The organism is Photobacterium sp. 1_MG-2023, assembly GCF_030547945.1.
Lineage (GTDB): Bacteria > Pseudomonadota > Gammaproteobacteria > Enterobacterales > Vibrionaceae > Photobacterium.
In genome coordinates, this window is the sequence record NZ_JAUORR010000034.1 from 1 (window position 1) to 12,316 (window position 12,316).

At 51.6% G+C, this 12,316-nt stretch carries 15 protein-coding genes; 3 read left to right on the forward strand and 12 right to left on the reverse strand.

The features are described 5' to 3' along the window. Positions 1-356 precede the first annotated feature (356 nt). From Q4579_RS20325 to Q4579_RS20335, 3 genes are all read right to left on the reverse strand, one after another. Positions 357-518 carry an RtcB family protein gene (locus Q4579_RS20325; RefSeq protein ID WP_303566605.1) on the reverse strand — a complete coding sequence of 54 codons (162 nt, stop codon included), beginning with the start codon at positions 516-518 and terminating at the stop codon, positions 357-359. Continuing rightward, a complete protein-coding gene (locus Q4579_RS20330; RefSeq protein ID WP_303566607.1) occupies positions 448-777 on the reverse strand; it encodes an RtcB family protein in 330 nt (109 codons plus the stop codon). Before Q4579_RS20330 ends, Q4579_RS20325 begins: the two co-directional genes overlap by 71 nt. A 198-nt stretch (positions 778-975) precedes the next feature. Then, entirely contained in the window at positions 976-1,863 is an 888-nt protein-coding gene (locus Q4579_RS20335; protein WP_303566608.1) for a DMT family transporter, read from the reverse strand. Between the two features lie 226 nt (positions 1,864-2,089). On the opposite strand from Q4579_RS20335, the gene Q4579_RS20340 reads away from it, so the two are divergent. Then, the gene (locus Q4579_RS20340; RefSeq protein WP_303566609.1) at positions 2,090-3,073 is read left to right on the forward strand and encodes a GlxA family transcriptional regulator; all 984 of its coding nucleotides are present in this window, start codon (positions 2,090-2,092) and stop codon (positions 3,071-3,073) included. Positions 3,074-3,086: 13 nt separating this feature from the next. Here Q4579_RS20340 and Q4579_RS20345 read toward each other — a convergent pair whose 3' ends face one another. Then, positions 3,087-4,334 (reverse strand): MFS transporter, encoded by a 1,248-nt coding sequence (locus Q4579_RS20345; RefSeq protein ID WP_303566611.1) that lies wholly within the window; start codon positions 4,332-4,334, stop codon positions 3,087-3,089. A gap of 143 nt (positions 4,335-4,477) precedes the next feature. Beyond that, entirely contained in the window at positions 4,478-4,927 is a 450-nt protein-coding gene (locus tag Q4579_RS20350; protein ID WP_303566613.1) for an HPP family protein, read from the reverse strand. A 113-nt stretch (positions 4,928-5,040) separates the two neighbouring features. Between Q4579_RS20350 and Q4579_RS20355 the strand changes: the two genes are divergently transcribed. Then, entirely contained in the window at positions 5,041-5,610 is a 570-nt protein-coding gene (locus tag Q4579_RS20355) for a TetR/AcrR family transcriptional regulator (RefSeq protein ID WP_303566615.1), read from the forward strand. A gap of 289 nt (positions 5,611-5,899) precedes the next feature. Here the strand turns inward: Q4579_RS20355 and Q4579_RS20360 are convergent, their stop codons facing one another. The 4 genes from Q4579_RS20360 to Q4579_RS20375 form a co-directional block, all read right to left on the reverse strand. Continuing rightward, on the reverse strand, positions 5,900-6,253 hold the full coding sequence (locus Q4579_RS20360) for an endonuclease domain-containing protein (protein WP_303566617.1): 354 nt from the start codon (positions 6,251-6,253) through the stop codon (positions 5,900-5,902). Between the two features lie 14 nt (positions 6,254-6,267). Next, positions 6,268-7,005 (reverse strand): SDR family NAD(P)-dependent oxidoreductase, encoded by a 738-nt coding sequence (locus Q4579_RS20365; protein WP_303566618.1) that lies wholly within the window; start codon positions 7,003-7,005, stop codon positions 6,268-6,270. A gap of 23 nt (positions 7,006-7,028) precedes the next feature. After that, positions 7,029-7,751: an SIMPL domain-containing protein gene (locus tag Q4579_RS20370; protein WP_303566620.1), complete on the reverse strand. Its 723-nt coding sequence runs from the start codon at positions 7,749-7,751 to the stop codon at positions 7,029-7,031. A gap of 149 nt (positions 7,752-7,900) precedes the next feature. Next, the gene (locus Q4579_RS20375) at positions 7,901-8,542 is read right to left on the reverse strand and encodes an NAD(P)-dependent oxidoreductase (RefSeq protein ID WP_303566622.1); all 642 of its coding nucleotides are present in this window, start codon (positions 8,540-8,542) and stop codon (positions 7,901-7,903) included. 111 nt (positions 8,543-8,653) lie between these two features. Between Q4579_RS20375 and Q4579_RS20380 the strand changes: the two genes are divergently transcribed. Then, the gene (locus Q4579_RS20380; RefSeq protein WP_303566623.1) at positions 8,654-9,556 is read left to right on the forward strand and encodes a LysR family transcriptional regulator; all 903 of its coding nucleotides are present in this window, start codon (positions 8,654-8,656) and stop codon (positions 9,554-9,556) included. 36 nt (positions 9,557-9,592) lie between these two features. Here Q4579_RS20380 and Q4579_RS20385 read toward each other — a convergent pair whose 3' ends face one another. From Q4579_RS20385 to Q4579_RS20395, 3 genes are all read right to left on the reverse strand, one after another. After that, positions 9,593-10,168 (reverse strand): NAD(P)H-dependent oxidoreductase, encoded by a 576-nt coding sequence (locus tag Q4579_RS20385; protein WP_303566624.1) that lies wholly within the window; start codon positions 10,166-10,168, stop codon positions 9,593-9,595. A gap of 47 nt (positions 10,169-10,215) precedes the next feature. Continuing rightward, entirely contained in the window at positions 10,216-10,581 is a 366-nt protein-coding gene (locus tag Q4579_RS20390; protein ID WP_303566625.1) for a MerR family transcriptional regulator, read from the reverse strand. Positions 10,582-10,676: 95 nt separating this feature from the next. Further along, entirely contained in the window at positions 10,677-12,314 is a 1,638-nt protein-coding gene (locus Q4579_RS20395) for a hypothetical protein (protein WP_303566626.1), read from the reverse strand. Positions 12,315-12,316: the final 2 nt, after the last annotated feature.

Sequence of the window (12,316 nt, forward strand, 5' to 3'; positions counted from 1 at the left end):
AAGTCATCTGCCTAGGGAAAAATTCAGGACGAATTTTTAGGTTGTCGGCGTCGGGAACGCCTACAACCGCCCCGGACAACACCAAAGAGCCAAAAGGCATTTCTGGATACGCTTTGGGCCAACAAAGCCTATCTGGCGCGAAATACCAGATAGACTCGAGTACAACACTGAGCTCATTTAGGATCCGAGCATCAACGTCACTGGATTCCCGCCTGCGCGGGAATGACATAAGCATATGATTTTAGTGAAAATATAACCCCAACCCACGCTACCGCCGGAACGCACATCATTGCATACCCCGAAACCTTCGCGTCTCAAGCTTAGAACAGGGTTTCAGGGTGACTGCATTCAATCTGTCACAATGTGATTTGTGACAGCAAATCCATACCACAGCTTTGTTTTTCCTCACCTTTCACGCAGACAATCTGCTTGAGGGTATGCACCACTTCAACCAGATCTTTCTGGGCGGCCATCACGCTCTCGATATCTTTGTAAGCCATGGGTATTTCGTCGATCATGCTGGCATCTTTGCGGCATTCCACACCTTGACGGCGCGTTCACAGATGGAATCACACTACCAATCGTAGCCCCTTTACCCAAGTGGACATCTGGCATCACCGCAATATGGTGATGCACGATATCCATCGCAGCGATGTTCTTGAGCTGCGCCTGTGCTTTGGCGTCAAAAGGCACGCCCCGGGTCCTGGCGTGGATTGACACATGGCCTGTACTTGCCAGGGTTTCGTACTGTTTTTCATGTCTCTTTTCGTGACTCATTGTTTTATTCCTTCTGTTCTGATCGAGCAACAAACAGGGGCGTGATCGATTCTGACAGCATGTGCTGCACAATTTCTCACATGCTCTCCCTTTCGAAATTATCGTACTGAACCCATCCGACTGTCTGGGCTTTCAAGGACTGAAAAACAAAAAAAGGCAGCGTTTCCGCTGCCTCGATAAATATAATCCGGTTGAATGTTACGCGGCCACCAGCTTGCGGCGACGGGCTCTGAGTTTGAGCTGGGCAATCGCGACACCGCACAGGACCATGCCCCCGCCAATCAGATGCACTGGCTCGAGTTGTTCGTTCAGTAAGACACTGGCGATGATGGCTGTAATCACGGGCATCAGGTTCATGAACATGGCCGTTTTATCGGCACCCAGCATCTTGATGGCTTTCAACCAGCACCAGGGGGCAATCACCGAGGCCGGGATCGCAGCAAACAGAATCAGCGGCAGCGATTCACCGGTAATGCCAACCCGCTGGCTGGTAAATACCATCGGTAGCAGAAACAGCACGGCAAACACGCCTTGAACATACACCGAATGCCAGTTACTCAGCGGCATGTCCCACCGTTTGATCAGCACACAATACAGCGCATACACAAAGGCAGCCAGCAGAAGCAAAGCATCCCCTTGATTCATCCCCTGAGACAGCAACTGCGACGGATCGCCGTGACTGAGCATCAGCACCAGTCCGCCCAAAGACAGCACAGCGCCGATAAAAGCCAGTGGCGAGAGTCTTTGTTTCAGAATCGGGACGCTCAGGAACATGCTCATCAGCGGAACCAGCGACATAATCAGTGCCATGTTCGTGGCTGTGGTCGTAGGTGCGGCAAAGTAGCCCAGCGATTGGTTCAGGACCATGCCAAGCAGAGCCAGAAACGCCAGTTTTGACAAATAGGGTTTGATGCTGGCCCAGTTTTGAATCACAGATTTCAGTACAAATGGGGTGAGTGCCAGCATGGCAAAAAACCAGCGGTAAAATGCGATCGCTCCCGGATCAATCACGCTGAATGAAAGTTTGTTAACAATGGCATTCCCTGCCCAAATTGATACCGTCAATAAGGGTAATAAGTAGATCATGCGCTGCCTTAGATTGAGATCGTAGAAAAATACGCGGAACGTATGATGCTATTGTGTCAGGTCAGGTCGGAAATACATATCTCCGATCGGACACACGACCCTTACAGTCGGACATATCAATAAATTTCGATCACAGAGGATCTCGCGCCTGTTGGATCCAGCGGTGGCTTTCGTACAAGGCGGAGTGATACATTGCTTACTCTCTGTTTCAAAGGACTGACAGGCTATGGCATCTGACCGGATCAACCCCGTGCCACTTTCTATTTATTTTCTGCTGACGCCGGATGTACATCTGCTGGATCTGGCGGGGCCCTGTCAGGCTTTTCATGAAGCGCTCAGCCAGGGCATGCCGCTGGAACTGCACTATATCGGCGATCAGACGACCTGTCACAGCCATCAGGGACTGACTTTCTGTGGCATTGAACCTTTGCCGGAAAGCTTGCCTGAACCGTCGATCGTGATGGTCTGCGCTTCCAAATATCACCACGGTATTTATCGTAATCAGGCCAGTGAACACTGTATCGACTGGCTCAGAACCGTGCCGCAGTCACAAACGACAATCGTCGGTATCTGCACCGGTGCTTTTCTGCTCGGACTGGCAGGCTGGCTGAATGACAGACACTGCACCACTCATCATCAGCTGACGCAGCAATTATCTGAACAGTTTCCGGCGACCACAGTGCTGCCGGAACGGATTGTGGTGCAGGACGGGCAAGTTTATACCACGGCAGGCGTGACCGCCGGAATTGATCTGGCGCTTCAGCTGATAGAAGCGCGCAACGGCAGTGCCTTTGCCATGAACATCGCCAGAGAACTGGTGGTCTACCGCCGCAGAATGGCCAATGATCCGCAAATCTCGAAACAGCTTTCCTATCGCAGCCATATTTCACCGCTGGTCCATGCGATTCAGGATGATTTGCAGCGCCGGATCAGCGAAAAAATCACATTAAACGACGTTGCTGCCCGCTTCCGGGTTTCTTCCCGCCACATGCAGCGCGAGTTCAAACAAGCGACGGGCATCACCATCCGGGCCTATCTGGTCGAACTACGGCTGGAAGAAGCGAAAAGCTATCTCGATAACGGGGAGACAATTGAATCTGCTGCGCTGAAATCCGGCTTTCCTCAGGCCAGCGCATTGCGCGCCGCCTGGAAGAAAAAATATCAGTCGCTGCCCGGAAAATTTGCGACCAAGCACAACACTGCGGGCTGAGCCAAAATCGGGCTCACGCCTGCCCTTGCTGTGCCAGGCCGGAGCGAGTTTTGAACGGCTCTGAAAAGAAGAACAGCAGCCCGGTGACGGCAGACACAAAACACAGCCCGGAAACCGCCAGTGTGACCCCGGCATAACTTTGTGTGGCATCGAAAGATAACCCTCCCAGCCAGACCGTGCCGAACACAAAGATCTGATGCACGGTAAACAGGCAGCCGAAGATTTTCCCTTTCACCTGTTCGCCATAAGCCTGCAGACACATCATGGACGTTACGATCACCGTGCCCATATAAGTCAGACCAAAAAGAACCGCGAAAATCATGCACATCAGCAGGTTGTCTGCCGCCAGCACAATCAGCAGCGATGCCCCGCGAACCAGATACAGTCCTGCCAGAATCAGTGCCGGCGCTGAAAAACGCAGCAGATATCCCACCCAGAATGCACCCACCAGTTCCGCAGCGCCGAGCACACTGAGCGACGTGGCCACGAGGGTGGCTTCACCTTCCCCGCCACTGAAACGTTCCTGAAGCAGCGGGACCAGATGCACATCAATGTACGCCATGGATGCCCCGCATCCCCCGAAAGACAATGCCAGCAGCAGGAACAGCGGTTTTCTTAGATGCTGATGCCATGTCAGCGCATCCGGCTGATTTTCAGCCTCTGGCGCGAGCACAAACGCACGAAGGGGAAACAAACGGCACAGCCAGAGACTGGCTGGCAGAATCAGCAGCGTAAAAACACCAAAGATGATCAGGCTGATGTCCTGCCAGACCAGAAACGTATTGAGCCAGACCCAGAGCGGTGACAACACCATAAAGCCAATCGCGGTGCCGTTGGTGATCGCCGCATAAGCCATGCCTTTGTTGCGATGGTCAAAAATGCGGTCCACCAGTAATGCCAGCGGGACAAAGGTCATGGCGGTTAATGCGTAAGCTGCCAGTACCCCGAAAAGCACCAGAAACAGCCAGAAATGGAAGGTGAGTGTCATGAGCAAATACACAAACATTGCCACAATGACACCCGATAAAATGGTCTGCGCCGGGCCAATCCGGTCGCAGATCCAGCCGACCACCGGAGATAAAATGCCAATCGACAAGCCAAACAGGGCGCTGGTGAGCGAAAACACACCCCGACCAAGTCCACACATGCTGGCCAGATCCAGAAAATAAACCTGATAGCTGCCCTTGATCGATGATGCCCAGAAGGTCACCAGCACCCCCACCGAAATAGCGATAACTTGCGTGTTGCGGGAAATATCCATTCGTCCTCGTCCGCATCTGAAAAGAATCCATTTGATGCTTTCCATGCTATGAACTGCCTGAGTTATTGACTAGGCCAAAAAGAGACATTTTTTCACGCAAATAATGACATCTTACCGGGAGCAGATGGATGCTTTCAGCGCGGTCAGCGACTCAGCACCCAGCCCCGGTGCTTCACCATCTGACCGATCAGCACCATAACCAACGCGCCAATCAGCACCGGAGTGACCAGAAAAGACCAGCTTTGTCCGGTCAGCATAATCAACAGCGGATTGGCACCTGCAGGCGGATGGGTGGTTTTCGTCAGCAACATCGCAGAAACGGCCAAGCCAGATGCAATCGCCATCGTCAGTGGGGTGACGCCAATAAAAGCGACAAAAAAGACACCGATAAAGGCTGTCAGCAGGTGACCGGCGATCACATTCTTTGGCTGTGCAAGCGGGCTGTCCGGCACCCCAAACACCAGCACGGCTGTCGCTCCGAACGGTGCCATCAGCCAGAGTCCGGCGGTTGTCATGCTGTCTGCCAGTGATAACAGCCCAATCGCCAAAGCCGCGCCAATGCCAGAAATCAGTGCCATACCGTATTGATTCATTTGATACTCCTTTGTGTTTTTAGGTAGACCGATTTGTCTCCTTTATTAGAGTAGACAGATCGGTCTCCTTGTGTCAACATCCTGATGAACTCAGTGAATCAGAGAGGTTTCAGATGAAAACCGATAAACGACAGCAACTGATCAGCACCGCGCTGACGCTGTTCTACCGTCATGGCATTCATGCCGTGGGGATTAACGAAGTGCTGAAAGTCTCTGGCGTGGCCAAAAAAACACTGTACAGCCACTTTGCCAGCAAAGATGAGCTGATCCTCGCCACGCTGGCCGCACGCGATGAGATTTTCATGGCCTGGTTGGCGCGGCGTCTGGCACCGGCACACACCAATACTGACGTGATCACCTGCCTCTTCAGTGCCCTGAGTGACTGGTTCCATGGCCGGGTGCCTGAACTGAGCCCCTTCCGAGGCTGTTTTTTTATCAATGCATCGGCTGAATTCAGTGAAGAAAACACCGTCATTGCCGACTATTGCAGCGAGCACAAACGCAAAGTCCGGTTGCTGATCCAGCAACACCTTCACACACCAGACGAGGCCTTAGTGGATACCATTTGCCTGTTGAAAGAAGGTGCCATTGTGTCGGCATTTGTCGGGAAAGATCTGGATGCGGCAGAGAAGTGTACTGGGGTGTTGCTGAATTCGATCTCTTCTGGAAATCAGCTCATGTAACATTGCTTCCTCCTCAAAGGAAGAAAAAATCAACGCTCGATCTGTCCCTCCCTCTTTTCAAGGGGAGGGAATGATCAGCACTCGCAACAAACACGATCTGTTCCCACCCTTACCAAGGCAAGGAAAAACTCAGTACTCACCGCAAGCTCGATCCGTCCCTCCCCCTTTTCAAGGGGGAGGTTAGGAGGGGGTTATCAATCCAATCACCAGCACCAAATCCAATTCTGTGCGCGCTGTTCGAACCCCACCCTAGCCCTCCCCTTGCCAAGGGGAGGGAATGATCAGCGCTTCATCGGTGAATCAACCGATATATCATCTCAACAACTTCGTCTAAATTGCGCATGACTTCCTGATTTGTAAAACGTAATACCCGAATACCTAATTCAGCCATCAAGGCATCACGCTTTTCATCGTACTGCAGACCCACTTCCGAATAATGGCTATCGCCATCAATTTCAATCACCAACTTTTTATCCGGGCAATAAAAATCCACAATATATCGGCCAATACCATGCTGACGACGAAACTTCACGCCAAGCTGATGACAACGCAGCTTTCTCCAGAGGCGCCGCTCAGGTTCAGTCAAATAAGTACGTAATTGGGAACGAAAGCTTTTATTTTCAGTGGCATTCAATACTGACAACTCACAGATTCCATTCAACTCAAACTCAATCCGCCATCCACGACCAGTGTATGCCCCACGATATAGCTGGCTTTGTCGGACAAAAGAAACAGGATGGCTTCAACCACCTCAGCAGATTCAGCATAGCGTTTGACGGGTACAACCGCAGAAACCTCTGTCCGAGTGCCAGGCGCGGCTGCTTCCCGGGCTTCCCAGCGGGGTGTCCAGGTCACCCCTGGCGCGACAGCATTGATGCGAATTCCATGCTGAATCGCCTCCAGTGCAACCGATCGGGTTAAGCCTTCAATGGCATGTTTTGCAGCGCTGTACATCGCAGCGTTGGGTGTTGGACGCAACCCATTCACAGAGCTGAGATTCACAATCGCAGCCCCGGAATGCATGAGTCGAAGCTCCAGTTGTAAACACACGGCCTGTGCCCAGAAATCCTGCTCAAGTGTTTCGCGCAGCGCTGAAGGTGCGACTTCAGAAAATTGTCCGCGGGAAGCCAGTTCAGGCGACGCATTATTCACCGCCAGATCCAACTTGCCGTATGTCTCTTGAATCTGCGCAAACATGCGATTCAACTGCGAGTCATCGCCAATATCCACCGCATGATAATCCACAGAACTGAGTTGCGGATATCGCGCAACCTGTTGCTGCCAGACGGATGCCCGTCTTGAACAGGTAATGACCTGATAATCTTCTGCCACCAAACGCAACACTGTTTCGAGTCCGATTCCCTGGCTGCCACCGGTGACCAATGCTGTTTTCATCTTTCCTCCTTGGATTCAATAACTCAATCCGACAAATAATATTCGACGGTTGAAACGACTCTGATTTTCTTAATATGCGGATTATTTTTATCACGCGCACTGATTGAAAACTGTCCCTGCGACGCTTTGCGAATTTTGCCGAGTGTGCTGTCGGAATCCGATGCAAATTTTTGTGCCACTTCACGGGCGTTGGTCGTGGCTTCTTCAATCATGCCGGGCTTAATCTCGTTCAGACGGGTAAAGAGATATTCAGTCTGCGTCTGATACGCATCGCCGGTAAAGACAATCCCCTGTTTCCCCAGCTCTGACAGGGTTCCCATCACAGCCCGGACATTCTCAATCTCGCTGGAATAAACGGTCACGGTCTGAAACGCCGTATATCGGTAAGCCACCTGAGCCTCGTTGCCATATTGCTGGGCCGATTTATCGGTGATCGCCGGGGTAGAGACAGAGATTTCATTCGCACCGATACCATTGCTGCGAAGATAAGCACGAATTTGCGACGTCTGTCCGTCCAGCATCTGATACAGCTCCCCCAGATCATTGCTGGCAACGTTAAACTGAATCGGCCAGATCACAATATCCGCCGGAAACTCCCGTTCAGACAACCCTTTTACCGTCACACTGCGATCGAATTGTTTATAAGCCAGCGCTGCATGCCCCAGCAAATATCCTAAACATGCCAACCCGAGAAAAATAAAAACCCCGAGCAGCGCGAACCCGATTTTGTCCTGTTGTTTTTGCATGCCAATTCCCTATATGAATCGTGTCCTCAAACAATGGCTTATTTTTCCATGCAAATGAAATATAGGTGAAAAATCATGACCATGAACGATGAAAACCCAAAAACGCAGCCGAAGCTGCGTTTTTCCATCCAAAGGCAGGGACGGCGGGATCAGGCGTAAGCCAGCGTGAAGCGTTGATTCGTATTCGCCGGGGCTTCCAGCTCGTCAATCATGGCTTTTGCGTAGTCTTCAACTGAAATCTGGCTGTTGCCTGCTGCATCCGTGAGCAACTGATCGGTGCCCAGCTGATACTGGCCGGTCCGCTCGCCCGGTGCAATCATCGCCGCCGGAGACAACATAGTCCAGTTCACGCCCTGCTGGGCACGCAGTGCATTCAGCGCATATCTGGCCCCTTCGGCTGTGGCTTTGTATTCCGCCGGAAACTCTGGCGTATCAATCAGTTGTACACCGGGTGCGACTTCCAGAGAGCCCGCGCCACCAACAACCATCAGGCGATTGGCCTTTGCAGCTTGTGCTGCCGCCAGAATGCTGTCGAAACCCTGTGCAAAGTAACCGGCGACATCCGTTTGTGCGTGTCCGGAAAATGCGCTCAGTACGGCATCGTAACCTGCCAGTTGCGCTGTCAGTGCCTGGGTATCCTGCACATCGGCTTTCTGAATCGTCAGGCCGGGTTGTGTTGCCAGGCGCTCTGGACGACTGACCAGTGCCGTCACCTGATGACCACGGCTCAGTGCTTCTTCTCGCAGTGCTGAACCAATAAAACCACTTGCGCCAATGATTGCAATGTTCATGATGTTGTCCTCGATTGTTTTCGTTGATGGACACATTGTGCGATGAAAGATTGATTTGAAAAATACGCCGTTGGATAATTCACTGTTATTGATTCCATAACAGTCAGCATGATGAGCCACGCACTTGATCTCAATACCCTGCCCTTATTCATTGCCACCGTTGAGGCAGGATCATTTACGGCTGCGGCCGAGAAACTGGGCTGTACGAAAACCAAGATCAGCCTGAATATCAAAGCGCTGGAAACCCATCTGGGTTCTGCGCTGTTTAACCGGACCACGCGTCAGGTCACGCTGACGGAAGCGGGTCAACAGCTCTATCTGGCCTGCCAGCCATTGCTGACAAAGCTGGACGAAACACTCAGCGAAGCCAGTACCAGTGCGCAAGCTCTGTCTGGCACCCTGCGGATCACGGCGCCAGTGGATCATATGGCACTGATGCTGGCTCCCGCTGTGGCCGCTTTTTCAAAACGACATCCAAAGCTCACAGTTGAGCTGCGGGGCGGCGACAAGGTGTCGGACATGGTGCGCGATGGGATTGATTTAGCCATTCGGATGGGATGGCTGAAAGATTCCAGCCTTCGGGCGCAGAAACTGGGCGAGTTTGAGCAGCGTGTGATGGCTTCTGCCGGATATATGCAGGAAATGGGCAGACCACAGCATCCGAGCGAACTGAAGCATCATCGCTGGATTGAGTTTTCGCCCCTGCCAAGCGCGCTGACCTGGACGTTCACCCGATCTGACGAACAGGTTCAGGTTCAGATGCAAAGTCATGTTCGGGTCGACAACACCAGTGCCATGCGAAGCCTGATCAAAAGCAACGCGGGATTGTCGGTGATTGCGACCCATTTTGGCGAAAACGATCCGGAATTAGTGCCCTTGTTCACCGACTGGCAATTACCCAGAGGCGGGATTTACGCCGTCTTCCCGCCGGGCGCATTTATTCCGGCGAAAGTCAGAACTTTTGTTGAATTTTACCGGAGATGGCTGACCGAAAAGATGTCAGCCCATGTGTAATACCAATCCCAGTCAACCGGGTGTCTCACCGCATCGCTACAGCCCCTGCCGCCCAAGTGCTTGAATGTCTTTCAGCCATAATTGCCGCTGGGTTTCCGTCGACAGGATCACCGACCCCAGCAAAGTGGTTTCGGCAGGGCTAAACCCGCAAAACTGAAGCGTGAAACGATCAAGCTGAGCCAGCACAGGTTCAGCCTGTTCGGCCAGCATTTCGGCAGGGGCATCCATGGTCAGAATGATCCGGGCCGTTTTCCCTTTCAGTAACGGTACAGGCTCCGGGCTATCGCCTTCAAACTGAAAAGCAAATCCAGGCAAGAAGGTTCGATCAATGAAGCCTTTCAATTGAGCGGGTAATCCCCCCCACCAGATCGGAGCTATCAGTACCAGATGATCTGCACCGGCAAGCTGGCGCTGAAACGCCTTTAAACCGGGCTCCAGTGGCTGGATGGCATCGTAACCGGCAGCCAGATTCGGGTCGAATTCCATGTCCGATAAATTCAGTCGATGCACCGTGAATTGCTCACGCGCCTCAATTTCATAGGCGTCGGCCAACGCCCGGGCAAAACTCTCTGTTTTCGGGTTGGCATTCAGGAGCAGGATGTTTTTTCTCATGATTGTTCCTTGTTTCTGCAGGTTCAACCATGAGTGTAAAGTCTGCCCTATAGGGCAGAGTCAAGCCCCTGAGGACAAGTATGGATCGTTGCAAGGCAATGCTCGACCTGCTGAATTTGCGCATTCAGTCGCTGGCGTTCTGCCATCAGTTCACCCCGGACGTCCTTTAAAAACTGATGAATGCGCGCCCAGTCCACCACACCATGCTGATACCGGATCACGCCTTTCAGGCGGTTCAAAGTCACCCCCAGTTGTTTGGCTTCTGCGATCAACTGCAAGACCTCAATATCCGTTTCAGAATAGGTCCGGTATCGGTTCACCCGGGGTAGGGTACGAATCAGGCCCATCTCCTCATAAAGCCGGATCGCTTTTGCGGATAATCCAGTGCGTTGAGAAACTTCTCCGATGTACATATATTCACAACCTTGATTACATCTCCACTACTTCACACAAAAAAAGCAGACGGTATGTTGACCAGCCTGCTTCCATGAAAATACTTCAGTCTAAACTACCTGAGTGATGTTTCCAGCCTCTGATCCCAGGGCTCCAAATGCACCATCAGGGTCTGCCATTCGTCTGAATAATTCACAACATCCAATCCCCAGGCAACAACTGTCCCATCCTGCTGGAGTGCCAGAAATTTATCTTCAGCAGCTTTTAACAGGCGTGTGCGACTCAATTCACCAGATGCAGATGACAGATCGCCACCACCATGTTGATCTCCCCAGGCGACTAATCTGCCATCTGCCCGTAGCGCCGCAAATGCACAAGTCGTCGCTTCTACTTGTATGATATCTGTCATCCCTGCAGTGGCATGATTCGTTCCACCGCAATTATCAAATCCCCAGCTCACAACTGAACCATCTGCCTTGAAAGCAGTAAAGGCATTTGCATTCGGTACAATGGTTTTGACCTGATTCAGTTGATGACTGACAGACGAACTATTCCCACCCACGTACTCTGATCCCCAAGTCATCACATCCCCGGATTCAGTCAATGCAGCGTAAGCATCCCAGGTTGAAAAGATTTCTTTCGCGCCCGGAATGCTTAGTCTCCGCTCTTTCCTCAAATCTGCGAAGGTATTTGCGCCCCATGAAATGACAACGCCGTCATCTCTAATGGCAATAAAATCTGTACCATTCGTATAAGCACCCGGAAATGGTGTTCGGTTTGAAAAGACGCCCCGGATATTCACCAAATCCTTGCCAAACTCTCCGGTCGATCCGCCGTAATTCAGCTCTCCCCAAGTCACAAGCGTGTTGTCCGCTCTGATTGCAGCAAAAGAGCTATTATTTTCAATAATCGTCTGGATATTTGTCAGGTCAGCCTGAACCCCGCTGCTATTACCAGCGTCACCTCCTCCCCAAGCAACAACCGTCTGATCATTTTTCAATGCAGCAAAAGCATCTTTGGAGCTAAAGATTGATTCAACATCAGTCAGCTGCGCTTGCACCTGACTGCTTTCACCGCCGGAATAATCATCGCCCCACGTCACAACACTGCCATCACTTTGAATCACAGCGAACCCGCCTCCTTGATTTGAGTGAAATGATTTTGCGTGATAAATCGTGGGCATATCCGAAGGCATGGCAGTACGCCGCCAGGTAATCAATTTCCCATCCTTGTCTTGAGCTGCAAGACCAAAATCACTTTCAAAAACTGATTCTATTCCCTCATACGTGATTATCCGGCCATTTTGCCAGGTCACCATCTCGCCATTGGTTTTTAAGAAAGCAACATCACCCTTATGATTGCTAAATATCTTTTCCACTAGCACGGGCTGATAAATGACAAAGCCTGATTTAGATTGGCCATCAACCTGATACTGTATTGTCAGACGGGCGTTTGCACCATAATCATCCTCGCGCAATGTATAACGCTGGTTCTGAATCTCTTGATCAGAGACTAACCTGCCATTCACCAGAATGGTGTCACCCCATATCCCATTGCGGTTTGTATCCAACATCCAGGAATATTGAATTTGTTCACAGTCATTGCATCGAGCTGTTGCGGAGACTGTACTGCCAACGACCAGCTCTCCTTGTTTTTCTAATGCCACCAATCCCCTTCTTGGACCCGTGCCTTCTGAACCACAACCAACCAATGCCAGTCCGATCACGCCAGCTAAGAGAAATTTCGTTTTCATTC

Bases quoted from the DNA above. Each gene is read 5' to 3' on its own strand.
- Q4579_RS20375 (WP_303566622.1), bottom strand. From the start codon at position 8,542: ATGAACATTGCAATCATTGGCGCAAGTGGTTTTATTGGTTCAGCACTG.
- Q4579_RS20355 (WP_303566615.1), top strand. From the start codon at position 5,041: ATGAAAACCGATAAACGACAGCAACTGATCAGCACCGCGCTGACGCTG.
- Q4579_RS20345 (WP_303566611.1), bottom strand. From the start codon at position 4,334: ATGGATATTTCCCGCAACACGCAAGTTATCGCTATTTCGGTGGGGGTG.
- Q4579_RS20340 (WP_303566609.1), top strand. From the start codon at position 2,090: ATGGCATCTGACCGGATCAACCCCGTGCCACTTTCTATTTATTTTCTG.
- Q4579_RS20350 (WP_303566613.1), bottom strand. From the start codon at position 4,927: ATGAATCAATACGGTATGGCACTGATTTCTGGCATTGGCGCGGCTTTG.
- Q4579_RS20365 (WP_303566618.1), bottom strand. From the start codon at position 7,005: ATGAAAACAGCATTGGTCACCGGTGGCAGCCAGGGAATCGGACTCGAA.
- Q4579_RS20325 (WP_303566605.1), bottom strand. From the start codon at position 518: ATGATCGACGAAATACCCATGGCTTACAAAGATATCGAGAGCGTGATG.
- Q4579_RS20390 (WP_303566625.1), bottom strand. From the start codon at position 10,581: ATGTACATCGGAGAAGTTTCTCAACGCACTGGATTATCCGCAAAAGCG.
- Q4579_RS20330 (WP_303566607.1), bottom strand. From the start codon at position 777: ATGAGTCACGAAAAGAGACATGAAAAACAGTACGAAACCCTGGCAAGT.
- Q4579_RS20335 (WP_303566608.1), bottom strand. From the start codon at position 1,863: ATGATCTACTTATTACCCTTATTGACGGTATCAATTTGGGCAGGGAAT.
- Q4579_RS20395 (WP_303566626.1), bottom strand. From the start codon at position 12,314: ATGAAAACGAAATTTCTCTTAGCTGGCGTGATCGGACTGGCATTGGTT.
- Q4579_RS20385 (WP_303566624.1), bottom strand. From the start codon at position 10,168: ATGAGAAAAAACATCCTGCTCCTGAATGCCAACCCGAAAACAGAGAGT.
- Q4579_RS20380 (WP_303566623.1), top strand. From the start codon at position 8,654: ATGAGCCACGCACTTGATCTCAATACCCTGCCCTTATTCATTGCCACC.
- Q4579_RS20370 (WP_303566620.1), bottom strand. From the start codon at position 7,751: ATGCAAAAACAACAGGACAAAATCGGGTTCGCGCTGCTCGGGGTTTTT.